General features: G+C 44.6%; 24 protein-coding genes and 3 tRNA genes. 11 read left to right on the top strand and 16 right to left on the bottom strand.

The features are described 5' to 3' along the window. Nucleotides 1-34: 34 nt before the first annotated feature. On the bottom strand, nucleotides 35-877 hold the full coding sequence (locus NCI00_RS18375) for an alpha/beta fold hydrolase (protein ID WP_253529912.1): 843 nt from the start codon (nucleotides 875-877) through the stop codon (nucleotides 35-37). A 95-nt stretch (nucleotides 878-972) separates the two neighbouring features. Here NCI00_RS18375 and NCI00_RS18370 point away from each other — a divergent pair, with 95 nt between their 5' ends. The 9 genes from NCI00_RS18370 (at nucleotide 973) to NCI00_RS18330 (ending at nucleotide 9,367) form a co-directional block, all read left to right on the top strand. Continuing rightward, nucleotides 973-2,850, top strand: a complete 1,878-nt coding sequence (locus tag NCI00_RS18370) for a hypothetical protein (RefSeq protein ID WP_253529910.1) — start codon at nucleotides 973-975, stop codon at nucleotides 2,848-2,850. Between the two features lie 76 nt (nucleotides 2,851-2,926). After that, nucleotides 2,927-3,382, top strand: coding sequence for a MarR family winged helix-turn-helix transcriptional regulator (locus NCI00_RS18365; RefSeq protein WP_253529908.1), 456 nt, complete (start codon nucleotides 2,927-2,929; stop codon nucleotides 3,380-3,382). Nucleotides 3,383-3,492: 110 nt separating this feature from the next. Beyond that, nucleotides 3,493-4,107: a YceI family protein gene (locus NCI00_RS18360; protein WP_253529906.1), complete on the top strand. Its 615-nt coding sequence runs from the start codon at nucleotides 3,493-3,495 to the stop codon at nucleotides 4,105-4,107. Between the two features lie 145 nt (nucleotides 4,108-4,252). Next, nucleotides 4,253-5,377, top strand: coding sequence for a hypothetical protein (locus NCI00_RS18355; protein WP_253529904.1), 1,125 nt, complete (start codon nucleotides 4,253-4,255; stop codon nucleotides 5,375-5,377). 55 nt (nucleotides 5,378-5,432) lie between these two features. After that, on the top strand, nucleotides 5,433-6,341 hold the full coding sequence (locus NCI00_RS18350; protein ID WP_253529902.1) for a DUF72 domain-containing protein: 909 nt from the start codon (nucleotides 5,433-5,435) through the stop codon (nucleotides 6,339-6,341). A gap of 147 nt (nucleotides 6,342-6,488) precedes the next feature. Beyond that, nucleotides 6,489-6,989 carry a QcrA and Rieske domain-containing protein gene (locus NCI00_RS18345; RefSeq protein ID WP_253529901.1) on the top strand — a complete coding sequence of 167 codons (501 nt, stop codon included), beginning with the start codon at nucleotides 6,489-6,491 and terminating at the stop codon, nucleotides 6,987-6,989. A 57-nt stretch (nucleotides 6,990-7,046) separates the two neighbouring features. Then, a complete protein-coding gene (locus tag NCI00_RS18340) occupies nucleotides 7,047-7,949 on the top strand; it encodes a DUF5777 family beta-barrel protein (RefSeq protein ID WP_253529900.1) in 903 nt (300 codons plus the stop codon). A gap of 39 nt (nucleotides 7,950-7,988) precedes the next feature. Next, on the top strand, nucleotides 7,989-8,546 hold the full coding sequence (locus NCI00_RS18335; RefSeq protein WP_253529898.1) for a YceI family protein: 558 nt from the start codon (nucleotides 7,989-7,991) through the stop codon (nucleotides 8,544-8,546). A 125-nt stretch (nucleotides 8,547-8,671) separates the two neighbouring features. After that, complete coding sequence (locus NCI00_RS18330) at nucleotides 8,672-9,367, top strand: 3-keto-disaccharide hydrolase (protein WP_253529896.1); 696 nt, start codon at nucleotides 8,672-8,674, stop codon at nucleotides 9,365-9,367. A 67-nt stretch (nucleotides 9,368-9,434) separates the two neighbouring features. Here NCI00_RS18330 and NCI00_RS18325 read toward each other — a convergent pair whose 3' ends face one another. The 3 genes from NCI00_RS18325 to NCI00_RS18315 all read right to left on the bottom strand — a co-directional run bounded on the left by NCI00_RS18325 (nucleotide 9,435) and on the right by NCI00_RS18315 (nucleotide 11,335). Continuing rightward, a complete protein-coding gene (locus tag NCI00_RS18325) occupies nucleotides 9,435-10,238 on the bottom strand; it encodes an enoyl-ACP reductase FabI (protein ID WP_166557974.1) in 804 nt (267 codons plus the stop codon). A gap of 129 nt (nucleotides 10,239-10,367) precedes the next feature. Continuing rightward, entirely contained in the window at nucleotides 10,368-11,027 is a 660-nt protein-coding gene (locus tag NCI00_RS18320; protein ID WP_253529894.1) for an ATP-binding cassette domain-containing protein, read from the bottom strand. Further along, nucleotides 11,024-11,335 (bottom strand): hypothetical protein, encoded by a 312-nt coding sequence (locus NCI00_RS18315; RefSeq protein ID WP_253529893.1) that lies wholly within the window; start codon nucleotides 11,333-11,335, stop codon nucleotides 11,024-11,026. Before NCI00_RS18315 ends, NCI00_RS18320 begins: the two co-directional genes overlap by 4 nt. 287 nt (nucleotides 11,336-11,622) lie before the next feature. On the opposite strand from NCI00_RS18315, the gene sppA reads away from it, so the two are divergent. Then, on the top strand, nucleotides 11,623-13,380 hold the full coding sequence (gene sppA, locus NCI00_RS18310) for a signal peptide peptidase SppA (protein ID WP_253529892.1): 1,758 nt from the start codon (nucleotides 11,623-11,625) through the stop codon (nucleotides 13,378-13,380). Nucleotides 13,381-13,476: 96 nt separating this feature from the next. Here the strand turns inward: sppA and NCI00_RS18305 are convergent. The 9 genes from NCI00_RS18305 to NCI00_RS18265 all read right to left on the bottom strand — a co-directional run bounded on the left by NCI00_RS18305 (nucleotide 13,477) and on the right by NCI00_RS18265 (nucleotide 21,133). Next, nucleotides 13,477-13,552, bottom strand: a tRNA-Gly gene (locus NCI00_RS18305). 183 nt (nucleotides 13,553-13,735) lie between these two features. After that, nucleotides 13,736-13,821 (bottom strand) — tRNA-Leu (locus NCI00_RS18300). Nucleotides 13,822-13,870: 49 nt separating this feature from the next. Continuing rightward, nucleotides 13,871-13,946: transfer RNA gene (locus NCI00_RS18295), tRNA-Gly, on the bottom strand. Nucleotides 13,947-14,088: 142 nt separating this feature from the next. Beyond that, on the bottom strand, nucleotides 14,089-14,937 hold the full coding sequence (locus NCI00_RS18290; RefSeq protein WP_253529891.1) for a UbiA family prenyltransferase: 849 nt from the start codon (nucleotides 14,935-14,937) through the stop codon (nucleotides 14,089-14,091). A 31-nt stretch (nucleotides 14,938-14,968) separates the two neighbouring features. Further along, nucleotides 14,969-15,718 carry a type IX secretion system protein PorG gene (gene porG / locus NCI00_RS18285; protein ID WP_253529889.1) on the bottom strand — a complete coding sequence of 250 codons (750 nt, stop codon included), beginning with the start codon at nucleotides 15,716-15,718 and terminating at the stop codon, nucleotides 14,969-14,971. Between the two features lie 94 nt (nucleotides 15,719-15,812). Then, on the bottom strand, nucleotides 15,813-17,630 hold the full coding sequence (gene porG, locus NCI00_RS18280; RefSeq protein WP_253529887.1) for a type IX secretion system protein PorG: 1,818 nt from the start codon (nucleotides 17,628-17,630) through the stop codon (nucleotides 15,813-15,815). Nucleotides 17,631-17,742: 112 nt separating this feature from the next. Next, nucleotides 17,743-19,194 carry a leucyl aminopeptidase gene (locus NCI00_RS18275; RefSeq protein WP_253529886.1) on the bottom strand — a complete coding sequence of 484 codons (1,452 nt, stop codon included), beginning with the start codon at nucleotides 19,192-19,194 and terminating at the stop codon, nucleotides 17,743-17,745. A gap of 30 nt (nucleotides 19,195-19,224) precedes the next feature. Next, entirely contained in the window at nucleotides 19,225-19,917 is a 693-nt protein-coding gene (locus tag NCI00_RS18270) for a sulfite oxidase-like oxidoreductase (RefSeq protein ID WP_253529885.1), read from the bottom strand. Between the two features lie 106 nt (nucleotides 19,918-20,023). Beyond that, nucleotides 20,024-21,133, bottom strand: a complete 1,110-nt coding sequence (locus tag NCI00_RS18265; RefSeq protein WP_253529884.1) for an o-succinylbenzoate synthase — start codon at nucleotides 21,131-21,133, stop codon at nucleotides 20,024-20,026. Nucleotides 21,134-21,211: 78 nt separating this feature from the next. Between NCI00_RS18265 and lpxK the strand changes: the two genes are divergently transcribed. After that, the gene (gene lpxK, locus NCI00_RS18260) at nucleotides 21,212-22,267 is read left to right on the top strand and encodes a tetraacyldisaccharide 4'-kinase (RefSeq protein WP_253529882.1); all 1,056 of its coding nucleotides are present in this window, start codon (nucleotides 21,212-21,214) and stop codon (nucleotides 22,265-22,267) included. On the opposite strand, the gene NCI00_RS18255 is transcribed toward lpxK, so the two are convergent. The 3 genes from NCI00_RS18255 to NCI00_RS18245 all read right to left on the bottom strand — a co-directional run bounded on the left by NCI00_RS18255 (nucleotide 22,236) and on the right by NCI00_RS18245 (nucleotide 26,249). Continuing rightward, nucleotides 22,236-23,627 carry a T9SS type B sorting domain-containing protein gene (locus tag NCI00_RS18255; RefSeq protein WP_253529880.1) on the bottom strand — a complete coding sequence of 464 codons (1,392 nt, stop codon included), beginning with the start codon at nucleotides 23,625-23,627 and terminating at the stop codon, nucleotides 22,236-22,238. The two genes, lpxK and NCI00_RS18255, sit on opposite strands and share 32 nt — an antisense overlap. 168 nt (nucleotides 23,628-23,795) lie before the next feature. Further along, nucleotides 23,796-24,422, bottom strand: coding sequence for a gluconate 2-dehydrogenase subunit 3 family protein (locus NCI00_RS18250; RefSeq protein ID WP_114065230.1), 627 nt, complete (start codon nucleotides 24,420-24,422; stop codon nucleotides 23,796-23,798). 87 nt (nucleotides 24,423-24,509) lie between these two features. Next, nucleotides 24,510-26,249, bottom strand: a complete 1,740-nt coding sequence (locus tag NCI00_RS18245; protein ID WP_253529879.1) for a GMC family oxidoreductase — start codon at nucleotides 26,247-26,249, stop codon at nucleotides 24,510-24,512. Between the last annotated feature and the right edge of the window lie 63 nt (nucleotides 26,250-26,312).

Here is a 26,312-nt window from a genome sequence, read left to right as displayed (position 1 = left end):
GCGGAAAGGATTACGCCACGAGTCCCGCTTTTATTTAATCCGTTGCTCTTTTGATTCCTTCAACAATCAAATCGGGGTCGCTCCAAGGCACAAAGTGATTCATGTTTTCTTTCCAAATCGTGGTCACTTTCACGTGCGGCAGCTGACGCTTGATAAACTTTGCATTATCTGGCGCCACCAGTACATCCTTTCCACCTTGCACCACCACTACTGGACAACGAATTTTTCCCCAATGAGGGGACATTTTTTTTAGTTCACTTTCTAAGGGCAACAACTCATCATTGCTGCTTCTAAAAAAAGACGGCATTGCCCAGCGCAAGGGCGTGTATCTCAACGGATACCGGTACCAATTGGAAGGCTCCAAGGCGGGGTCGACCGAGCCCGCCACAATGACCAGCGATTTGATAAACTGCGGATACTGAATGGCGGCTTCTGCGATTACGGGCCCGCCGTACGAATGTCCCACTAAAATAACGGGCAGCGATTGGCGTTTTAAGATAGGCAATAACGCTTCCGCTTGATTTTTTAATTCATCTTCTGCCCCTTCTGCTTGTGACTCCCCAAAACCAGGCCTATCTACCGCCAATAAATGGTAATGGGCCAATAAAAAGGTATCTTTCAAAAAAGATTTAAAGTTGTCCCAAGAACCTGGCGAACCATGTACAAATAAAATCGGCTGTCGCGACGAATCACCCACCTCAACATAGTGTAATTCCCGTCCCAATGCCTGATAAAAACGTCGTTTGGGCTGATAAGGGCTTTTCGAAAAATAGCTATTCATCTCCTTGTCATTCATTCGACCAGTAAGACAAGACGACGCAACCACCGCCAACACGTACAAAGAGCCAATGATGAGGAGCATTTTACGGTATTTCATGGGTATTTTTAATGGAGTTGTCTATGCGATAACTTATTTTTCATTTATTTAGTTAAAATTGAACAAAAGAATAGGGAATTCTCGTACGTATTCCGATGATTTACTGCGGAAAAAACATATTATCAACGCTTGTACTTAGCCTCATTTTGTTAGAAGCATTGGGGCAGAGAGTTCCATTGGATAGTATTTCAAAAATTCGCATTGATGCTCCCACCGCCAAAGACACCGCTTTCGGCATCAAGGCCAAAAAAGTAGTCCCCAAAACCATCTACAATTTTTTGTTTCGGGATATTTATAACAGTACTACTTCAGGAAATACCATCAGCGAAATTGAAGAAAATCCTCACAAAGTATTTGAAGGACGCTGGATTCGGAAGATTTATGTACACAGTGCCGATGTGTTCGGTTACAGCGTCTATGATACACTTCGCGGGCCCGACAATTGGCTCGACCGCACTGGAAACCGATTTCATCGCAGTACCCGCGAATGGGTCATCCGAGACAATTTTCTATTTTTTGAAGAAGGAGACCTCATTGACCCCGAAAAAATCAAGGACAACGAACGCTACTTACGGCAGCAGGGCATTTTTCATGACGTTCGTATCGTCATTGTCCCCTATAAAAATGCCAAAGACGCCGTCGAAGTCCACGTGTATACCCAAGATGTTTGGTCGCTCCTACCCGATGGTTCTGCCTCAGGACTGGATAATTTTTCTATCGGCTTAGAACAGCGTAATTTTCAAGGGCTAGGACATTCATTAAAAAATTCGATTGCTTATAATGCCAACGACCCCCGCCAAAGATGGGAATATACAGGCAGATACCTCATTCCTTCCTACCGAAAAACGTTCATTACGGGTCAGGGAATCCTGAACCTCCAGCGCGACCAAAAACAACTTGGCTTCAAAGTGTTTAGGCCTTTTTTGACCCCCGAAATGAAATATGCGGGCTCAATCGAAGCCGGATACAACGATTTACGCCTTTTTGAATTTACCACCGACTCCCTCACGGGGCGTTCCGTCAGGAATTACTTCTGGTCGCAATATGTTTTATTTGACGCGTGGATTGGGCGTTCGTTCAAGATTTTTTTTGGCGACGACCAACTCCGCGAACGGGCGCGATTTGTGGTAGCATTGCGTCATTCGCGCCAAACATTTTACAACCGAGGGAAGGCCGTCACCGACAGCACTAATCAACTTTTCCAGAATACGCGCCCTACATTATTCAGTTTTGGATTCTCCAACCGCCGCTACAAACGGGATTTGCTCATTTATGGCTTTGGCCGAACAGAAGACGTTCCACTGGGCGAAATGGCAGCGTTTATCTACGGCAGCGACCCCGCTGAGTTAGGCACCCGAAAGTACGTTGGCCTAAAATTTTCTAAGGCGCGGTACATGAAGGCGGGTTATTTGTACAGTTTGGTTAATCTGGGCACCTATTTTAAAGGCGGAACCACCGAGCAGGGGGTTTTCAGTACTGAAAACAATTACTTTACGCCGTTACACAACTTAGGGCAACGTTGGTACGCCCGGCATTTTCTAAATGTAAAATTTGGGTGGGGCTTCAATCGCTTCCAAAATGAATATTTTAATATCAGTGGAAATGAAGGAATTCAGGGAATAACCAGCGACGAGCTGCGGGGCACGCGCAAATTGGTCGTTGGTGTCGAAAGTGTATTTTTTAGTCCGATTAATTTCTTAGGATTTCGGATGGCCCCCTTCGTATTTTCAAACCTTGGTTGGACTTCATTTAAAGGAGAACCCCTTCTTAATGCCCGTCCTTTTCACGGATATGGCATCGGTTTTAGATTCCGAAACGAAAATCTTACATTTAATACCTTTCAAGTTCGGCTAAGTATTTATTCAGGCATCCCCGACATTGGACAGCCATTCAGAGCTGGTTTTGAGGGAGTTACCCCGCTTCGACTCAAAGATTTTGACATTTCTGCGCCCGAAATAATTCCTTTTAGATAATTTTTTTTCAATAAATGTATTGACATATAATGTAAATACATTTATATTTGCAATGTCAAATTTGAAAAAGGGATTTATGTCTATTGAAACCGACATCAAACAGAGTAAGTTCAGAAACGCTTACCACAAAATGGCGCTCAACTTGATTTATACGACGAGTTGGTTGAGCAATGGTCAGGCTGCACTCTTAAAACCGTATGATTTAACGACGCAACAGTACAATGTATTGCGCATTTTAAGAGGTCAGCACCCAAATCCAGTCAGAGTAAATGATATTATCGAGCGGATGCTTGACAAAATGTCAAACGCTTCACGTTTAGTGGACAAACTTCTGGCCAAAGGATTGGTAAAACGCACCGAATGCCCGCGTGACCGTCGTGCCGTTGATGTGGTCATTACCGACGATGGTATGAAAATCTTGGCTGAATTGGACGCCATGCAGGGCGAATGGGAAAAGACCCTTCTGAATGTTACGGAAGAAGAAGCAAATCTACTAAGTGACATCTTGGATAAACTCCGCGGTTCTGTTTAATTTTCTAGAACAGTGCTGTCATTAAAGTATTTTATTAAAACTATATAAAATCCATCAACACAAACGTCTTTTAACTTAATTTTTTAAACTTTTAAATACCACGAAGTAAAATGAAAACGATCAAAATGTTTGCAAGTGTATTAGTAGCCGGTATGATGATGATTAATTCGGCAGTTGCAACTGAAAAAACAGCCTCTAAAAAAGCCGTTTCGTACAAGGTAGACGCCTCTAAAAGCGTAGTAAAATGGCACGCTAAAAAAGTAACTGGTGAGCACAACGGAACCGTAAACCTGGCTAACGGCGTCTTGACCGTTGATGGCACTAAAATCACCGGAGGTTCTTTTGAAATCGACATGACAAGCATCAAATGTGAAGACCTTACCGATGCTGGGTACAACGCTAAATTGATCACCCACCTTAAGTCTGACGATTTCTTCTCGGCAGAAAAACACCCAAAGGCAACTTTCAAAATCACCAAAGTTGAAGGTTCAGGCGCTAACTACACTTTGACTGGCGACATGACCATCAAAGGAATTACCAAAAGCATCTCTTTCCCTGCTACCGTGAAAGCCGACGCTAAAGGAGTAACCGCTAATGCCAAAATCACGCTTGACCGCACAAAATGGGATATTCGTTATGGTTCAAAATCATTCATCCCCAACATCGGCGATAAAGCTATCTACGACGATTTCGCCATTGATTTGACATTGGCTGCCGTAAAATAATTACTTCAAAAGCACATTTCGTAACTGTTCAAAACCCCGTTCATTATTGATCGGGGTTTTGTTTGTTTAAAACGTACTATTTTTTCAGAATAGGCGTTATTTAATCAAGAAATGCAATCCGCCTTTACCGCTAACTGCACACTTCATGAAAAGCTTATTCTGCCTATTAACAGCCCTTTCAACTTTTTCTTACGCTCAAGCCCAAACTTCACCCGCGACGGAGGAAGAGGACGACGATTTTGTATGCCATTATTTCGGCTACAAACAACTCCAAACACCCAAAGAAATTTGCAATTACCTAAGCTTTCGGTCTAATCAACACGCCGAGCAGGTGGTGGATCAGATTTTGAGGCAAGTAGGCCTGCTGCGAAACTTTGTAGTGGTAGAGTGCCCAAATACCGAAAACTGCTTTGCTACGGTAGTAGATGGGCAGCGCTACATTGTGTATGATGGTGCTTTTATGAAACGTGTCGAAAATGTCACTCAAACCGACTGGTCGGCCATTAGTATTGTGGCCCACGAAATTGGGCACCATTTGCAGGGGCATACCATCGACGGCAAAGGCAGTCGCCCCCAAAAAGAATTAGAAGCCGACCGCTTCTCTGGCTTTGTCATGCAGCGCCTTGGGGCGTCGCTTGAAGAGGCTTTGGTAGCCATCAAAACCCTCGGCGACGACAAGCCTACGTATTCTCACCCCGCCAAGGCAACCCGCGTAGAAGCCATTCGCCAAGGATGGGTGGATGCCGCTGGGATACTCTCAAACGCTCCAAAACCAACGGCTTCTGGCCCGCAGGTTTCGAATCGTACTCCGCAGTCTACGGTTCCTTCAACACCCTCCCGCCCTGTCGTAGTTTCAGCCGCTCCCCAAGAACCCGAAGATGAAAATGTAGGATGCGTGGCTGGAAATTGTGACAATGGTCTGGGAATTTATGTGCACGAAAGCGGCGAACGATACGAAGGGGACTTTAGGTACGGCAAACGCCACGGAACGGGCGTTCAGTATTATCCAGAAGGTAAAATGAAATACAAGGGTGATTTTCGAACCGACCAACGCACAGGATACGGAGCCTACTATTTTCCCAACGGCGATAAATACGTAGGGTTGTTTCAAAACAATCTTCCCCACGGCAAAGGTACTTACTACTACGCCGATGGCGATCGTTTTGTAGGAATTTACGAAAATGGCAAACGCAACGGCCAAGGCGCTTTTTATCACCGCGACGGACGACGGGAGGCGGGCGTTTATTCGGAAGATGCGCGGGTAAAATAATGTGCTATTTTCTTCCTGCGTATTTTCTTAATTTGCGTCAGATAATACGTTCATTATGGATTTTGGGAAAGTAGACGACATTTCAAAAGTTAATTTCAACTTACCACCTGACCATCCCTTTACTGGTCAGGTGCTTTCTTCTTTTAAAACATCTGAACCACCACGTTGTTTTGTAGGCCCTCCCATTTGGTCCAATAAAGAATGGGTCGGGAAAATATATCCTACGACGGCGAAGGAAAAAGATTTTTTATACCACTATACCCGTCAGTTCAACACCATTGAGCTAAACGTTACACATTACCAAATTCCCCCAGAAACCACGATTCAGCGTTGGGTAGATGCGGCAGCTCCTGGTTTTTGTTTTTGTCCTAAATGGCCCCAAAGCATCAGTCATGAATACCAACTCAAAGGTTGTGAACACTTGAGTCAGGAGTTTATTTCGTCTGTTTTAGAACTGAGAGAGCATCTTGGTACGACCTTTTTGCAGCTTGGGCCCGCTTTTGATACCTCCCAATTTCATACTTTGTCGGCTTTTTTAAAGCAACTTCCTCCCAATTTCCCCATCGCAGTTGAGTTTCGACATCCCGATTGGTTTTCAAATGATTCTATTTGGCAAAAAACCCTCGAAATGCTCCACCAACTGGGCATTGGCACCGTGATGTCGGACGTGGCGGGCCGTCGAGATGTGTTGCACATGAGCCTTACTTCTCCCACCCTGACCCTGCGTTTTGTGGGCAATGAACTACACCCAACTGATTTTACGCGGGTAGATGCCTGGGTACAACGACTAAAGGACTGGTACGCTCAAGGCCTCCAAACAGCCTATATTTTTGTCCACTGCGGCGAAAACATCAACGCCCCCGAATTGACCAAGTACTGGGTCGAACAACTTAATCTGCATTGCGGGCTATCGCTCCAACCTCCTCATATCCGCCCCAAAGTAGTCCAAGGTTCGCTTTTTTAAGTAGAACTCAAGCCTGATTTTGCTGTTTACAAAGCCTTTATACGCTCCCGTGTAAAAAAAAGCGTACTCCACGCAACCAGAAACGATTTAAACTCGTAAATGCCTGTACAAACATATTTTTATCACAAAACAAACTTTTGCGTTATCATGAAACAGACAACCATGAAAAGAGGACAATTCCTGCGTGAATTAGGACTTAGCAGTAGTGCACTGATGGCTTTTTATTGCTTAGGCACCACCATGACCGCCTGCTCTTCGGGCAGTGATGACCCTACTCCAACTCCTACTACCCCAACAACCTCTACTGGCCTGACTGGCAATGCTGATTTGAGTAAAGGAGCGATTAATTTCACCTTAAACTTGACAAGCACCGACTTCGCCACCCTCAAAACAGTAGGTAATTTTGTAACGGTAGGCAGCGTCATCGTAGCCAATGCCAAAGGAACCATGGTTGCCCTGTCAAAAGCCTGTACCCATGAAGGAACAACGGTAGGTTATCGCTCGGCACAAAACGACTTCTTTTGCAGCAATCACGGGTCAGAATTTAGCACAACGGGTGCCGTAGAAATGGGCCCCGCCACCAAAGCTTTGACGGTTTATACGGCCAAGTTGAGCACCGACGGCAATACCTTGACCGTTACGGCCTAATTCGTTTATTGTAACAGTGCGTTCCCCAAAAACAAGAAAGACTCTAACTAAATGTGTATGAAAGCACTTGCTTCAGTAGTTGCCGCGTTGTTGTTGATGAGTTCAATTGACGTAAAAGCGCAGGAAGATTTAACAAAAATGCTCGAAGAAAACGAGCCTAAAACGACGGATTATACAACGGCCACTTTCAAAGGGACGCGTATCATCAACGGGCATTCTGTGGAAACCGTCAAGAAAAATCACTTGGACTTTATCATTCATCACCGTTTTGACCGTCTGAACTCTGGGGCATACAATCTTTTCGGGCTTGATTATTCAACCATTCGTTTGGGATTTGAATATGGTTTGACCGACAACGTAACGATTGGTTTTGGGCGTAGCAGTGTGCAAAAAACCTTTGATTTTTTGGCCAAAGCCAAGCTTCTTCGCCAGTCGACGGGCACTCGCAACATGCCCTTCTCGGTAACGGCATTTGCGAGTACGGTCATTGAAACGCTGGATAAAGACCTTTCGACCCAAGACAAAACGTCTTATTGCACTCAACTTTTGATTGCCCGTAAGTTCAGTGAGCGCTTGTCGTTGCAACTCAATCCCACGTTTTTGTACCGCAACCGCGTGGCGACTGCCGCGCAAGAACGGGCCCTTTTTGCGTTAGGATTTGGCGGGCGAATGAAGCTGAACAAACGTTTGTCATTGAATGCTGAATATTATTGGGCATTTCGTGAAAAAGACCTCGAAAATGCCCTCGGCGACCCGTACGGCAATTCGCTCGCTATCGGTGTTGACATTGAGACGGGTGGCCACGTGTTTCAACTTCATTTCACCAATTCTTCGGGCATGGTCGAAAAGCAATTTATCGGTGATACTTCGGGTAGTTGGGGCAAAGGAGACATTCGCTGGGGTTTCAACGTTTCAAGAACGTTCAGTTTTGACAAACGCGCCAAAGGAATGATGAAATAGCCTTTTTTTCTTTACTTAATGGGTTAAACTTATTATGCCATGAAAACAATCATCATCATTTTATCCGTTTCTTTCGCGTCGCTTGGCTACCTCAATGCTCAGAATCTTTATTCAACAAGCAACGGGGAAACGAGTTTTTTTTCGGAAACACCCGTTGAAAACATTGCGGCAGTTAACAAATTCGGGCAAGCGATTCTGAACACTTCCACCAACGACATTGTGGTGCAGATGAACATGAAACAGTTTGATTTTCCGAACAAGCTCATGCAGGAGCACTTCAATGAAAACTACATCGAATCGGCCAAATACCCCAAGGCGGTCTTTAAGGGCAAAATCAACGAAAAAATTGATTTCACCAAAAACGGCACCTACGACATCTCCGCCACTGGTGATTTCAACCTCCACGGGGTATCTAAACCACGGACATTTAAAGGTAAAATCACCATTGCTCAAGGTTCAATCGGGCTTACGACAGATTTTGAAGTGGCCTTGACCGAGCACAACATTGAAGTACCCAAGGTGGTCTTTATGAAGATTGCCCAGACGATTCAAGTGAAGAATAAGTACAGTCTCGCCCCCTACGTTAGTAAAAAATAGGATGTATGCAGTGTTTGCAATTCTTGAAAGTACAGTATAGTTTTGGGCAGATATTCTTTGATGAGTGGTAGATATATCTACTGCTCATTTTTTTTGTTTCTCTCAATCATTATTTTTCCACTATTATGCAAAAAGTAAAGTTTTCACTCGTTTTAGCAGCCGTTACGCTGATATTGACTTGTGGCTTCGTACAGAAAAAAGGCAAATGGCAGAGCCTTTTCAACGGTAAGGATTTCAGCGGCTGGCACGCTTATAACAAGCAAGGACAACCTATTTCTGACAAATGGCAAATTGAAGACGGTGCCATGGTCTTGACTGGAAGAGGTGGCGGCGACCTTGTCACGGATGCTGAGTTCGAGAATTTTGAGTTGGAAATGGAGTGGAAAATCTCCGAAAAAGGCAACAGCGGCGTGATGTGGGGCGTGGTAGAAGATAAAAAATACTGCTGTCCTTACAGTACTGGCCCTGAAATGCAGGTACTCGACGACGCCAAACACCCAGACTCATTTGCAGGTAAAAATGGCAACCACAAAGCAGGTTCATTGTACGACATGATTCCTCCTGCTGACCTTACTGCCGTAAAACCTGCGGGCGAATGGAACAAAGCTAAAATGAAGATTGACAAAGGCCAAGGCACTTTCTGGTTGAACGGTAAACAGATGGTAACATTCCCCACCAAAGGACCAGAATGGGATAAACTCGTAGCCAATAGCAAATTCAAAACTTGGGAAGGTTTCGCCAAGTTTGCGAAAGGAAAAATAGCGATTCAAGACCACGGCGATAAAGTGTGGTTCCGTAATATTCGTATTCGCGAGTTGTAGGAATTTGACGCGGCAAAAAAAAGAGTCCATCGTTCGTAGTGAAAACTATAAACGATGGACTTATTTTTTATCCCTGAAGCAACTCTTCCGAAACGCCAATCATGGAGAAACCGCCGTCGTGGAAGAGATTTTGCATGGTCACCATGCGGGTATAATCAGAAAACATCATCACCACATAATTGGCACAATCGTCGGCCGAAGCGTTTCCAAGAGGAGACATTTTTTCTGCGAAATCATAAAATTTATCAAAGCCACCGATTCCTGACCCTGCCGTAGTTTTGGTAGGTGATTGAGAAACGGTATTGACCCGTACATTTTTAGCTTTACCATAACGGTACCCGTAGCTACGGGCAATCGACTCAAGCATCGCTTTTGCCTCCGCCATATCGGTATAAAAAGGAAAAGTCCGTTGTGCTGCCATGTACGACAAAGCCACCACGCTACCCCATTCGTTGATGGCATCCATTTTTTCGGCTACCTGCAAAAATTTATGAAACGATAACGCCGATACATCAATACTTTTCAGAAACCAATCGTAATTCAAATCTCCGTACGGGCGGCCCTTACGGATGTTTGGCGACATACCGATAGAATGAAGCACAAAGTCAACTTTACCTCCCAATACATCAATAGATTTGCTGTAAAGGTTTTCGATTTCTTCAATGGAGGTAGCATCTGCGGGGATAATTTCGGCCTCACAGGCATCCGCCAATTTATTAATTTCGCCCATCCGCATTGCAATAGGGGCGTTTGTCAGCGTAAAAGTTGCACCTTCGGCTTTCGCTTTCATTGCTACTTTCCACGCGATTGAGTTTTCATCAAGCGCACCCGAAATGATGCCGCGTTTCCCTTGTAAAATTCCGTTTGCCATTTTTTTGTTTTAGAGTTAGGGGCTAAGAGGTAAAAAGTCAGGCTCAATTCTCTCAATCCTTCCCTCTTTTTTCTTAACCAGAACCAAGCGACAAAGTAACGAATTTTTGCGCAAATAGCCTTCATTTTATCACTCAGGAATATACCCCCTATCCATCAAATCACGGAGTGGGTTGGTTAACAAATAGGTCGTGCCATTTTGCAAAAAATAGGTTTGATCGGCAATTTCCAAAACGTCTCGGTAAAGGTGGTCGGTGATAAGAATTCCTTTTTGGGCCTTTTGGGACAAAATCAGCCATTTCAGCTGCTCCACATAAATGGGTGAAAGGTGCGAAAAAGGCTCATCCAACAAAACATATTGAACGGGTGAAAAAAGAATCAACAACGTTTCCCAAAACCGCCTCTCCCCGCCTGAAAGTTCACCCAATCGCTTGTTTTTAACCACTTGCCATCTTTCACCGAAGGAATCATCGACCACAGAATCATACCATTTAAACGCCTCCTGTACCCGCAGTGAGGGCGGCGTGAGGGGATGTTGGGGCAAATACCGCACAAGGTGATGCTCCCGAAAAGGAAATTCAACAAAACGTCCATCCCAACGCACCGACTTAAATACGGGCTTCAAAGTCCCGAAAATGATTTGCAGTAAGCTTGATTTTCCACAACCATTCCGTCCTAAAATGGCCGTTACTTCGCCCAAAGGCATTTTCAGGTAAATGTTTTGCAGAATTTTTCGTTCGCCATAAGCAAGTTCAATACTATCGGCTTCCAAACATTTGAAGAATTTCATACGTGAATTAACCAATTGATGAGAGCCAGCACGCCGAAAAAAAACAACATATCGAGGCAGAAAGCCCCCAGAAAAAGGCGTGGAATGGAATGCCCCATATTTTGGTAAAAAAGATATTTTTGACGCGAAAAAGTATGCATAAAATACCAAATAACGCCAAATGAGGCAAATTTAAGCCAGAAAAGCGGCCCCAATAGCAGCCACAAGTCGTCGCCCAAAGGCACTTGAGCCACTAGCCATCCTCCCCACGAAACGGCATTGGTAAAAAACCAAAACTGACGATAAAAAAGCCAAACAGCGAAAAGCATAAAATTGATTTTTCGGCAAGCTACTCAGCAGTCTGACACGTTGTGAGCACGTTAAGAAACTTTAAGAATTTTGGTTCCTAAAATTCGTGTAAACATATTCCCTTTCGTAAACCGATACCACCATTTAACATAAACACCTCCGCCTCGGCCATCAAAACCGTACTTTTGTTTGTTATTCAACCAACCAAATCAAGTTACCAAGTCGTATTATAAGCAGAAGCAAAAACCACAGGTTCTCTCTGACTTTACCCCTTTAATCTCAAAATCACTTAATTACCCAATCGTTTATGTGGCAGTTCATTAAATATGTTTTCGCAACCATCGTCGGTTTATTTCTTTTCTCGTTACTGGGCTTCTTTTTGTTTATCGGTTTAGCAGCGGCGCTCGGCTCATCGGAAGAAAAAACCAACGTTGAGAAAAACTCCGTTCTTAAATTAAATTTAAACAATTCAATTCAGGAAGTTTCCGTCGACAACCCTTTTGCAGAGCTCACGGGCGGGCAGGGCGATGTCATTGGCCTGCTTGATATTAAATCTGCCTTGGCCAATGCCAAACTCGACCCCAACATCAAGGGTGTTTACTTGGACGTTCAATACCCGATGGTGGGCTGGGCCTCGGCCGAAGAAATTCGCGATGCAATCATTGATTTCAAGAAATCCAAAAAATTTGTGTACGCATACGGGGAGGTAATGACCGAGAAAGCCTATTACTTGGCGTCTGTTGCCGACAAAATATACCTCAACCCCGCTGGAGGAATGGAATGGAACGGGCTCAGTGCCGAATATGATTTCTACAAAGGAACCCTTGACAAACTTGAAATAAAGCCGTTGGTGTTTCGGGTGGGTGAATATAAAAGTGCCGTGGAGCCTTTCTTCCGCGAAAATATGAGCGACGCCAGTAAGTTGCAGAACCAGGTTTTGATTAACACCATTTTTAATCATGCCGTTGAAAATATTGCAAAATCGCGAGGCATTTCTGCCGCCCAGCTCAAAAACTTGGCCGATTCTTTATCCATAGATGCCCCTCAAGATGCCCTCAAGTATAAGCTCATCACCCACGTAGGTTATTATGACGAAGTAGAAACTTCATTGAAAAATGAGCTCAAACTGAAGGAGGATGATAAAATCAAATTTGTTGGCCTTGGCAAATACATCAAAGCTGATAAGCTCATTAAAGACGGGCCATCTGACCGCAGAATTGCGGTCATTATCGGAGAAGGCGCCATCATGTCGGGCAAAAGCAACGACGGAAATATTGGCTCAGAAACCATCATGGAAGAACTTCGCAAAGCGCGTAAAGACAAAAAAGTCAAAGCGGTAGTCCTCAGAATCAACTCTCCAGGAGGCAGCGCCTTGGCTTCTGATGTTATGTGGCGCGAAGTGCAGCTGACCCGTAAGGAAAAACCTGTGATTGCTTCCATGTCGGACGTAGCAGCCTCTGGTGGCTATTACATGGCGATGGGCTGCGATAAAATTGTAGCTCAACCAAACACGATTACTGGTTCTATCGGGGTGTTCAGCGTACTGTTCAACTTTGAAGATACCTTCCGCAATAAATTGGGCATTACGTTCGACCGCGTCAACACCAACGCCCACGCCGATTGGCCTTCCGTAACCCGCGACATGACTCCTTTCGAGAACAATCGTCTGCAAAAGAGTACCGAAAACATTTACGCCACTTTTACGCGCAAAGCCGCAGAAGGTCGTAAAATGCCCCTTGCTAAACTTCAAGCCTTGGCTTCAGGTCGGGTTTGGTCGGGTAAAGAAGCCAAAGAAAATGGGTTGATTGACGAATTTGGCGGGCTTGACAAAGCCATTCAGGTAGCCGCCAAAGCCGCTAAATTGAAAGAAGGTGACTATCGTATCAAATACCCTGCTGAGAAAAATATGGTAGAACAGTTCATCAATAAACTCACTGGTAACGCCGAAGAGCAATTGATGCAACAAAAATTAGGTGATTTTGCTCCTTACCTCAAAGTCTTGAAAAAACTGCAACAAATGCAAGGAACGCAAGCCCGCCTACCGTATGATATAGTAATCAAATAATCACGTACCAATATTATAAAAAAATCCCCCGACTAACTGAATCGGTTTTTTTTTTGTGGCCCAAAATAACAAAAGTCCCGCGTGAACGGGACTTTGTGGAGCGAAAGACGGGGTTCGAACCCGCGACCTCGACCTTGGCAAGGTCGCGCTCTACCAGCTGAGCTACTTTCGCGTTTTGGTGTTATCGGCAGGCGTCTGCCTCAAACGGGTTGCAAACATATTAAACCCAATCTTTTTTTCCAAATATTTATTAAAAAAAACTACACTTTTTTTAACAAATAAGTCAAAATTGCTAGCAGCACTCATTCATTAAAAAAAGCCTAAAACGCTATTCAATAGCATTTTAGGCTTTAAGTACCGGGGACGGGAATCGAACCCGTACGAGCGTTTCGGCTCACAGGATTTTAAGTCCTGCGTGTCTACCAGTTCCACCACCCCGGCGGGCGGTGATTTAATTACGGATAAAAAAAGCACCGTTTTTTGCGGTGCTTGGAGCGAAAGACGGGGTTCGAACCCGCGACCTCGACCTTGGCAAGGTCGCGCTCTACCAGCTGAGCTACTTTCGCGTATGTTTTACCGTGATTTGGTGGTGCAAAAGTAGTCTTTTGGTGTATATGATGCAAGTATTTATTCAAAAAAAATGGGCTTTTTTTTTGAATAAATAGCCCATTTTAACCTGTATGCATGATTATCAGAATGTTAGGCACATTATAAAAAACAGAGAATTCCGAAAAAAATATTGAGACATACGCTCGCCAATACGTTTAACCACATGGTATTTCTAAAATTGGCATTACGTTCGTCTTGCCACGTCTTCCAAGTCCACCATCCAAAAAAAGCCAACAACGGAAAGAGCAAAATTACCAAAAGCAATAACGGTAACGTAAACCCAAAATAACTCAAATACCCTCCCCCCGACAGCAGTAGCCAAAAACAAGCATTGATAAATGTTCCCTTAATTCCCAGCAGTCGGCTCATGGTCATATCACCGCGTTTGGCATCCTCTTCGTGTTGGTACACTTGCGTAAGCGGATAAATAGCCAACAAATTGGATGTACACACCAAAGCGGGGAGTGATTGCGGAATAAGCGACGCAAAGGTTTGCAGGTTATTGATGGGTTGAAACACAGCCAAGTACGTAAGCGCACCCTGAAAAATGGTAACTACAACCCAACTCAAAATCGGGTACTTCTTCAACCGAACCAACGGGTGACTGTATGCCTTCGAAATAATACCATAAATCAGCAAATACCCCGTAAATAGTTCCCCCACAAACAACCACCCCAATACCAACGCCAGAATATCAAAAGCCCACGCGATGTAATACAGCTCTTTGGTGACGGGCGGAGGCGTTTCGAGCAAACCAATACTCCCTTCATCTTTATCGTAATAGCTATTGTAAGCATTGCTTGCCGGAAAAAGCAAAAAATGCAGGATAAAAAATACCCACCAAGCTTTAGCGGTATCAGGATGGGGCGACTGACTGAGCGCAAACAAAAAAATGGGTAGTAAGAAAAAAGAAAACGGAATTCGAAGATGAAGGAGAATGTTTTTCATGCAGAGTTGTGAAAATGGAAGCTAAAAGTACTCATTCCTCCACAAAATCACACTTGGTTGGGTTACGAATCTTGAACCCAAAGGGCCTTTTATTGAAGCGATAGACAACACTTATTCCCGAAATGATGTACCTATCCGTTTTTGCAGGGTTGCCCGCGAAACTGATTCCATCCAAATAGTCCGAAAAAGTAATGCGGAAACCTGCCTCGGCGGCGAGGGTCCATTGCGGATGGATTCGGTACTTAATCCCTAGCCCGAAAGGAACAACCCCGTGAATTGACTTATACACGGCGCTGCGGTCAATGGCAGCTCCTTGCACAAATTGGGGCTTTTCAACAATCATATTTTCTAAATCAGCCTTGGGTTTTGTTCGCACAAATCCAAAGCCCACAAAGAGAAAGGGAGAAAACGACGGTGAAAATCTGTATCTCAATCGTGGTTGGGTTAGCGGCCAAGGATGCCACTCAAATTGGGCAGAAACCTCCGTCAATGGCGTGGTCGTTGTAAAATTACGAAAGGCACGGTCAGGATAATGACTGTCTTTACCCGAAAGTCTTCCCCTAATTAAACCAACTTTTACCGCAAAGTAATCTGAAAAATTATAACGCCCCACCACCCCAAACGATGGCTTGGGCTCTTTGGAAAAAATATCTGACTTGTTTAAATCCCCCAGATACCCTGAGCTACCTCCAAATACCCCAACTTCAAATCGGTCTTGTGCGTTAACAATGAACGAGTTGATAAAAAGCAGCAATAAAAAACGGACGTATAAATAGCGCATTTACAAATGCCTGTTACTGTATTTTAGCCGTACAAAAAAGCCGAACAAGAAATTAATCTCCTGCTCGGCTTAGAAAACGATTTATCAATTTTGGTTATTGTCGAAATGTTTCCACTTCCACCCGGCGATTTATTTTGCGGCCTGACTCGTTGGTATTCTCCGCCGCAGGTACGCTTTCACCCAAGCCTTGAATCACCACGCGTGGAGCACTTACTCCTTTCATCAATAAATACTCCAAACAAGCCTTCGCTCTCGCTTCTGACAGCCTTTCGTTGTAGGCTTTGGAGCCTCTACTGTCGGCGTGTCCCGACAAACGCAGCATGTACGATGGATTCTTAGCAAGTACATCCACCAAACCATCAAGAATTGATTTGTATTTGTCTTGTATCACCGCGCTGTTGGTCGCAAAGAGAATCGACTCCACTTTGAAGTCAACCACTAGTTTGGCGGGGTCAATGGCTACTTTTTGTTTTTTAGCCAATTCAGCTTCTAAGCGGGCTTTTTTCTCAGCCGCTTTGATAACAACCTGCAACGCTTTGGCATCAACGCAACCTTCAAACTCAGGCTTACCAGCTACCTCTGGGCAACGATCTTTGGAATCTTCGACACCGTCGCCATCCGTATCGGGGCAACCGTTGAATTGAGCCACTCCCGCCACCATCGGACAAGCATCATCTTTGTCAGCCACGCCGTCGTTGTCTGCATCGGGGCAACCTTTCAAGTCTGCTTTACCAGCAACATTTGGACAGGCATCATCTTTGTCAGGAATGCCATCTCCATCTGTATCAGGACAACCTCCAAATTGGGCCAAACCAGCGGCGTCTGGGCAAGTATCATCTTTGTCGGCAATACCATCTTTATCACGGTCAGGACAACCTTGTAGATTGGCCAAACCAGCCACATCTGGGCAAGCGTCGTCTTTGTCGGCAATACCATCTTTATCTTTGTCAGGGCAGCCTTGCAATGACACAAGACCCGCTTCGGTAGGACAGCTATCGTCTTTATCACGTATGCCATCACCATCGGTATCTGGGCACCCTTTCATGGATTGCAAACCAGCTACGTCTGGACAATCATCGTCTTTATCGGCAACGCCGTCGTTGTCTTTATCTGGGCATCCTTTCATTCTAACCGAACCAGGCTCATTCGGGCACGCATCTTTTTCATCAGGAATACCGTCACGGTCTTTATCTTGATGATCAAAACGGTACGTAATGGCAAGCGTTGAAAGCTTATAACGGTCGTCACGATTGGGATTAGCGCCTTGGCTTATGCCATCCAAATAATCAGAAAAAGCTAACCGGAAACCCGCTTCGGCACTCACGACCCACTTTTCAGACAAATCGTATCGAACCCCAATTCCAAAAGGAATGACAAAGTTGGATTTAGAATAATCGGCGGCCTGATCGGCAATGGCTCCCTGACGAAAATTAGCGGGGGTGGATGCCGTACCCGTAAAATCAGGTTTAGGATTGGTAAAACCAACTCCTGCTCCCGTAAATAAATAAGGAGATAACTTACGTTTAAACCGTACCTGAAAGGCTGTAGAATCGTATTTAAAACGATTTTTGCCCAAGAAATCATATTCTACAATCGCCGACAAATCGGTAAGCGATGAGCGCGTTTTGAAGCCTCTGACTTTCCGGTCTTCGAAATTGGCATCGTTGCCCGATAACGTACCAAACGTCAAAGCGCCCCGCAATGCCCAGTTGCGACTGATATGGTAGCGGCCCAAAAAACCACCGCTCATTTTAGGCTCCTGTGAAAAAAAATCAGATTTATTGAGGTCGCCCAGATACCCAGACCAGCCCACTCCAGCGCCTAGTTCCCACCGTTTGTAAACCTGTTGACTATAAGCTGGGCCGACAACCAATAACATGGCCATGAGCGCAAATCGTACAGTTAGCTTCATAGAAATTCGTCAAATTAAATTGAAAATGTAGCTTAATGGCTTTTTTAATGGGTAAAATCAAGGCTTAAAGCTAATAGAACACGGCTGAATTACCAAACGTCCACTGGATAAATCATCCGCGTTTTCCTTGCAGCCATCGCAACAACAATCTAACACCGTATGCTGTAGCCGATTTCATGGTGCCAAATTCAGAGTCAGCAAAAGCGGTTCCGGCAATGTCCAGATGTGCCCAACGTGGATGCTCTTCCGTAAATACTTCTAAAAATTTTGCCGCAACAATCGCTCCCGCAAAAGGCTTTCCATGAAAGTTTTTGACATCGGCTACATCAGAAGTCAACTCTTCCTTGTAATCGTCCCACAGGGGCAAACGCCATAGCTTTTCACCCGTTTGTTGCCCCGAATCGTACAAATCTTTGGCAAGCTGCTCGTTGTTGGTAAACAATCCCGCCGCCGAATAACCTAAGGTGGCGATACAACTGCCCGTCAACGTTGCCAAATCAATCATGGCATCTGGCTTTGCGATTCGCACAAGATAACTGAGCGCATCGGCCAAAATAACCCGGCCTTCGGCATCGGTATCAATAATTTCAATGGTTTTGCCCGAATAACTTCCCACCACATCACCGGGCTTTGTGGCCAATCCGTCGATGCTGTTTTCGGTGGCGGGAATCGCTCCTATCAAATGAACGGGCAGTTTTAGTTTAGCAGCGGCTTCAATCGTACCCAATACCGCCGCCGCCCCGCCCATGTCGGATTTCATGTAGTGCATATTGGTCGATTGCTTCAGCGATATTCCTCCCGTATCGAAAGTAACGCCTTTGCCAACCAAGCCTATTTTTTCCGTTGCTTGCGGGTGTTTGTACTCCAATAATATAAATCTGGGCGGATTTTTACTGCCCAGACTCACTGCTAAAAGTGCTTGAAATCCTTCTTCTTCACACTGCTTTTCATCCCAAACGGTGACAGAATAACCGTATCTTTGACCAGACTCAACGGCCCACTCAGCCAAACTTTGGGGTGATTTTTTATTGGAAGGCGCATTCATCAAATCCATGATTCGGATTTGAGTCTGTGCAATTGCTTCACCTCGCTGCACTTGTGGGGTAGCCGATTCGATGGCATCCTCGGCAACAATAATTTGCAATTGAGCGGCTTTATCAAAGATTGTCAGTCCCTCTTTCTTTTTGGTTTTGTACAAATCCAAATCATAATCACCTAAAATACAACCATTTGAAATCACCTCCACCCACTCATTCTCAATTCCACCTGTTTGGAGTTCAATCGCAATGATATTGGGCAGGTTCCTTTTCTGTTTATAAAAAAACGAACGAAGTGTTTTAATAAAATCGGTCTCTTTCGGTGTTTTACCTAACCCTACTAAATATACTTTTCGGCCATTTTCGTAAATCGTCACCACTTGTTTGGCTTCCGCTTTAAAATCTTCTTTCAGGAAAATAGCGTTCGAAAAGATATTAAGTCGGTCGCCTAAATCATCACTTTGACGAAATAAATATATAATCGCTTCGGTTTCGGGCTGAAGCGCCCCAACAATTTGAATTTCCATAAAACAATATTGAATCAATTATTCATATCTCTAGCTGTAACGGTCATTTCTCCAAGGATAGGCCGTATTGGAGTATCCGCGTTCTTCCCAAAAACCGCGTTTATTTTTATCCAAGAACTCGATTCTTTTAATCCATTTTGAACCTTTCCACGCATATAGCTGCGGTGTAATCATCCGAACGGGGCCACCGTGCTCTTTGGGCAAAGGCTCCCCATACACCGTATGCGCCAATAATACATCAGGTTTGAGGGCTTCTTCTAGCGACACGTTGGTGGTATACGTATCATATCCATAACACATCAGATGAGTAGCCGTTTCTTTGGGCTGCACCAGCGCCGCCAAATCTAATAAACGAACTCCCACCCACGACATATCGAGTTTTGACCAAGTGGTTACACAATGAAAATCAGAGGTATCTTCGGTTTGGGGCAACGCCATGAAATCTTCCCATTTTAAAACAACGGGATTTTCAACTTCACCGTCAATGTACAATCGCCAGCGGTCGAGGGTCACGTTGGGTTGGTACCCCAAATCCAGCACGGGCCATTTGGTCGTCAGGGTTTGCCCAACCGGAACTTGCGGCATACCGTGGCGATTGATTTCGCCGTGGCCCTGAGGCCGTTCATCCGCCATCGACGGAGTATTTTTCATTTTATCCTCAAAACGAGCCTTTAGCTTCATTCGAGCTTCAATGATTTTATCGAGTTTACTGCTTTCTTCCATGTTTTTACATCATTTGTTAGTAGAAAACGCCGAAACATAACCCATTCTATGAAATGGTTTATGTTCATTTACTTAACGACTTTAACAAATAAAAGTTCGTAAAATACTAGGCCGTTGAAGAAATACGGCTGGAATTCAACACACCGAAGTCCCAAGGTTGAAGGAGGTCATAATGGAGGTGCCCCTGATGAATGAGCAACGGACTTGGAATATTGTTATGGTATAACTGCCCCGTTCCCAGTCCTTGGGGGAGCGCATTATCAAACTCCGCCGTAAATTGAGAAATGGCATTCAATCCGATGTTTGATTCGAGCGCAGAGGTAATCCACCACCCAATATCCAGCCTTTGGGCGGTTTCTATCCATTCACGAGTCTGCTCAAATCCTCCGAGAAGCGTTGGCTTTAGAACAATATATTTGGGTTTTAGCTGTTTTAGTAAGCGCCTTTTTTCGGCGTAATCGAAGGTTCCGATAAGCTCTTCATCCAAGGCAATCGGCACAGGCGACTTTTCGCACAGTTCGGCCATCAACTCCCTTTGCTTGGGCTTAATGGGCTGTTCTATCGAATGCAGGTCATATTCAGCCAACTTATTCAGCTTGTCATACACCGTAGACGCAGTAAACGCGCCATTGGCATCTACCCGAAGAGTAATTTCTTGAGCAGAAAAATGACGACGAATGTACGCCAAGATTTCGCATTCCTCTTCAAAGTCAATCGCACCGATTTTCAGTTTGATGGTGGTGAATCCATCGGAAATTTTCTCTTCTACTTGCCGGAGCATGGCCTCATGGCTACCCATCCACACAAGGCCATTGATTGGAATTCGTTTTTGTTGGTTGACAAAAGCATTATCAAACAGGACTCTTTTACCCCCATTGAGGTAATCCAGCATGGCTGACTCAAACCCAAAACGAAGCGAAGGCCACTGACTGCCAATTAGTTGTTCGAGAATAATGGGGATATTCCAGCTGTAAATCTCAAGATCTAATTTATTAAATTCTTGACAAATACTTTGGAGCATATCCTCAAAATCAGGTCGATCGTCAATGCTGAGTCCACTCAACGGACCGCACTCCCCGATACCAATAACGGTAGGAATGTCGTCATCATATATTTTGATTAACCAGGACGTTTTTTCTGTCAAGATACCCCTGGAAGTACCGGCGGCAAACCGAAAATTCAGTTTATAAGGCTGATAGTGAACTTGTAAGGGCATTCGAAAGACAATGTTTGGGGTAAGCAGGTTCACAAAATAGAGAAAAATCCCTTACTTTGCCAAAGTCATTTTAAGAAAATGTTAAGAAAGTTATCAAACGTATTGCGATGGATACTTTGGCCGCTGAGCGTCCTGTATGGCATCGTCACCTATATCCGTAATTATTTGTATAACAATGATTTAAAAAAAATATACCAATCAGAATTATATACCATTAATATTGGAAATTTGACAGTCGGCGGTACGGGTAAAACGCCTCATATTGAGTACTTACAGCGACTTTTGAGTTCTGAATGGGAAATAGCCATTTTGAGCAGAGGTTACGGAAGAAAAACGAAAGGTTACCGAGAAGTGACAGACCAATCTACCGCAATTGAAGTTGGCGATGAGCCGTTACAATTTTACCACAAATTCGGTCATCAAACACCCGTCTTCGTTTGTGAAAAACGGGTTGAAGGTATTCAGCGAATTGAAAAAGAAAAACTAAATACCCAAATCATTTTGCTGGATGATGCCTTTCAGCACCGCGCTATTCGCCCCCACCTTAACCTCTTATTGACCGACTACCGACGGCTTTTTTACCAAGATTATGTACTTCCGATGGGCCTATTGCGGGAATTCAGGCGGGGGGCCAAGCGCGCCAACGCCGTTATCGTCACCAAATGCCCACAGCACCTAAATGACACGGATAAAAATGAAATCGTACGTCAAATTCAGAAATTTACCTTGCCATCTACTCCAATATTTTTTTCATCCTTTAGGTACGAAACTCCCGTTCCTTACTTCAATCATTTACCATTATTAACTGATAATCAATCAATAAGTCTAATTTCTGGAATTGCGCAACCAGCATTATTTGAAGAAGCAGCCTCGGCTATTTATAGAATAGTAGGGCATACTGCTCTCGGCGACCACCACAATTACAGCGAAGAAGACGTCCGGATGTTTGCAAAAATGGCGCAGAAATCGCCTATTTTAACCACTGAGAAAGATTGGGTGAAGCTTTTTCCCTTACTTGAAAAAATGGGATTACAAGAAGCACGGTTTTATTACTGGCCCATCCGGGTTGGCTTTGATTCACCCACATTTGACCAATATATTATCAACGAAGCAGCGAAACAGTGCCGCGTTTAATAAACGTTCGTCCAATTTTGTCAGTGACATTGATACGGTATAAATAAGCGCCCGCTGGGGCTGGGCTTCCATTAATCATCCCGTTCCAAAAACGTACATTCACACTGTTTCGGAATACAACAGAACCCCAACGATCATAAATCATCACTTGCGGCTCACCTTCAATTTCACCCTTTACTTCAAAAAAATCATTGGCTCCATCCCCATTCGGAGTAAAAGCATCTGGAACAAAAAGACTGCCGAACGGATTACAAAGTGAGGCTGGCGCGTCAGTACACAGCTTATTAGAAAGGATGGTTGCGTCTTTGGTGTTAATTTGGAGGCGATAGCAGGTTTTGGTCCCGCAATTACCTTCATTATCGGGTTTAAACCATTGCGAAAACGTCGGATTCCACCAATTTTCGTCGTTACGCGTTACCGTCATCCCTTTTACGTCCGATGGATATAAATAGGGCACAATGCTAACCACGTTTGCATCCGCTTCTTTAGTTATTTTGATAAAACTACTGCACAATACATTTGACTCTAACGACGCCACACAGCTATCCCGGGCCTTAAGTTTGTAGCAAAATATCTTATTTGTGTCGACCAGTACTTTTACTTTTTCCTCTACATTCTTTACCACCGTTCCGAGTGTACTGAAACCACCTCCCCCTTCTTGTCGAAAGATTTCTAGCTCAAGTTGGTTCGGATTGGTTACAGTCAACTCTCCAGTCGTGGCATCCAACATTTCAAGTTTTGAGATAATAGCGGGCTTTGCTTCCGAATCTAGTGAAATGGTTTGGCTGCTTTTTCCACCGCAGTTACTGATGCGGTGCCGACCGTATACGGTAATGAGCTTAGATGTTTTGTCAGTATATTTATGGGTTGCCAACAGATTTAATTTGTTGAGAATTGTAAATTGACCATCTCCCCAATCAACGTCATAGGCTTCATATTCAGTAACAGCGTGGTTAGTAATTGTTAGATTAGCTGTTCCGTTAGAACATATTAAAACCCTAAAGGTGGGCGGTGTAGGATTCTGCACAGTCACTACTCGACACGCCCTTTGGCGCACCCCCGTGGCCGTTTCCGATAGCTTCATTACATAATATAATCCGGGCTTGGTATAAGGAAAAATCGAGTCGGTGGTGGTTTTATACGTATCAGGATTCCCACCTTTATAATCAAATATGTAGCTATTTTTGTAAGAGATAATTTGTTTATTGGAGATTCGTACTTGCAAAGGCGCACAACCTACCTCATTGAGGATATTAAACTCCCCCGTTGCCCATCCTCCAGGAATAATATTGCACTGGTTATCTACTATTTGTTGCCCAAAGGCCAATGAAGTAGTAAGCGCAATGGTAAGAAACAGCAAATACCGCTTTTTGGATTGAATAAGCGGGAGTCTGCAAAAAGTAAAGGTTATTATTGGATATAATTTTCCCAAAAATTGCATTTTTTTGAGCCTTTTGGTATACATAACAAAATAGCGGGACAAAAATTGTGCCCGCTATTTAAAATTACGATTAAAGGATTGAATTAATTATGAATCATAACTTAATCCGTACTGCTTCAACACATCTTCAGGCACGCCATCCCATGCATTGGGGCGGTTGCCCACGTAGCCTAAGTACTTGAATCCTACCTCCGTAGTAAAGTAGCCCGTAGCCGTCAGATTGCGCATTAGGTTAAAAAATGCGACCCCTTGACTCATCTCGGGCTTTGCCTGTCCAGGATATGCAATTTGGTCAAGCATTTGGATTTGTTGCGCTTTGGGGCAGGCTACAAACTTTTTGCCAAATTGTTTTACACAGGCAGTATCCAGCCATAGCAAACCTCCACGCATGGGCGTTTGGTGCTGGGGCATATCTTTTACGATAAATTCAATAAACTCCGCCACTTTAGCTTCCGTTGCGCCACCAAATTGACCATCGGCAGGGATGATAAAATCGGCCAGCACACGAATCGTCTGTAGTTCGTGCAGCGTAAAAAACTTCTCGGCGGCAATTTTGGCATCCCGCGCCAATTCTGCCGCACTTTTTCCATTCTTAAAATCTGACAAAGAAGGCGGTACGGCCTTCTTGGGAACATCAGCGTGGGCCTCTGTACCCGCAATCGTGGCGGTCAGGGTTCCCAACGACAGGGCTTTTAATGTATCTCTGCGTTTCATCTTTTTGAGTGGTTGGCAGTGGGTGATTGAAGAAAAACAAACGTTGATAATCAACTCTTTATGAATCTCCAATCACAAACCACTTTATTATAAATTCGCTTTTTTACGTTGGTCAATAATGTACTCAGAGGCACGCATCGAAAGGGCCAAAATGGTCCAAGTCGGGTTTTTATCGGCCTGCGAAACAAAGGTTCCCGCATCCACCACAAACACGTTGTCTGCATCGTGCAACTGACTGTAACGGTTGGTCACAGATTTGGATGGATCATCTCCCATCCGCGTGGTTCCTACTTCGTGAATAATCCGCCCAGGAGCGGCCAATCCGTAGTTTGATTCAGGACCAGGTTTAGGACCGTTTGCGATACCGCCCATTGCTGCGATGATTTCTTCAAACGTATCTTGCATGTGTTTTGCTTGCTTAATCTCGTGCTCGGACCAAGTGTATTGGAAGCGCAACACTGGAATTCCGTACTTATCAACCACGTTAGGGTCAATTTCGCAAAAGTTATCCTCCCGCGCAATGGCCTCCCCACGGCCTGCCATTCCGAAGTTGGCTCCGTAAAAATGACGATAATCTTCTTTCAACGAAAGTCCATATCCACCTGCCGGTTTAATCTTACCTTCTTTGTTAGGATATTTTCCGTTGATATTCTCCATTCCAAAACCAAAACCATAGCCCGGCATCCCCATACCGCCTCCGTATTCGATGTGATACCCACGAGGGAAATCAAGTTTTTTGCCGTTCAACCACCAAGGCGTGTACACGTGCATACCTCCTACTCCATCTTCGTTGTAGCGCTTACGATCTACCAAGTGGGGCAAAAAGGCACTGCGACTAGCACCCGTCGAATCGTGTAAGTATTTACCAAGTACACCGCTTGAGTTACCAAGACCTTTGGTATGGCGCGACGACTTTGAGTTCATCAACAAACGAGCTGATTCGCAGGCACTTGCTGCCAGCACTACAATCTTCGCTTTAACCGTATATTCCTGTAAATTATTTTTATCGACGTACGAAACCCCCGTTGCTTTACCATCCTGATTTGTAATTACCTCACGAGCCATTGCGTTGGTAAATACTTTGACGTTGCCCGTTTTTACGGCAGGTTTTACCAATACCGAAGATGATGAGAAATCAGCATACGCCTGACATCCACGGCTACACTGCGAGCAATAAAAACACGCACCCCGGTCTTTATTGATGGGTTTTGTAAGAATAGAAAGGCGCGACGGAATCACGGGAATTCCTGCTTTCTTACCCGCTTGCTTCAACATCAACTCGTGCAAACGCGGTTTGGGAGGAGGCAAAAAGAGGCCGTCGGGTTCATTCTCAATGTTTTCAATACTTCCAAAAACGCCCACCAATCGGTCTACTTTATCGTAGTACGGCTTCACATCATCGTAGCCGATGGGCCAGTTGTCGCCAAGTCCGTCAACATCTTTACGTTTAAAATCCAATGGACCAAAACGCAGCGAAATCCGTCCCCAGTGGTTGGTACGGCCGCCTAGCATCCGCGAACGGAACCAGTCAAACTGCGTACCACTCTTGCGGGTATAGGGCTCCCCGTCAATTTCCCAGCCTCCCCAAGCGGCGTCGAAATCACCAAAAGGACGGTGATTACCTGCACCACGGCGGGGAGATTCCCAAGGATTCTTGAGCTGGGTAATGTACTTAGGGTCAGCAGGATCGTACCAAGGTCCCGCCTCAATGAGTGCGACTTTAGCGCCTGCTTCTGCCAAAACCTTGGCAGCCATCCCGCCTCCCGCACCCGAGCCTACGATGCAAACATCATAAACGATAGGTTGTTCTTTGATTTGAAAACTCATAAGTATGTCTATTGAAAAAGGTAACCAATGAATGGTTTTTAAAATTTTTGCTTAATGGTATAA

It is taken from the genome of Runella salmonicolor, assembly GCF_024158025.1.
In the GTDB taxonomy this organism is placed as follows: domain Bacteria; phylum Bacteroidota; class Bacteroidia; order Cytophagales; family Spirosomataceae; genus Runella; species Runella salmonicolor.
The sequence above is the reverse complement of the archived record's forward strand: the minus strand, read 5'-3'. Positions and strand labels throughout refer to the sequence as shown.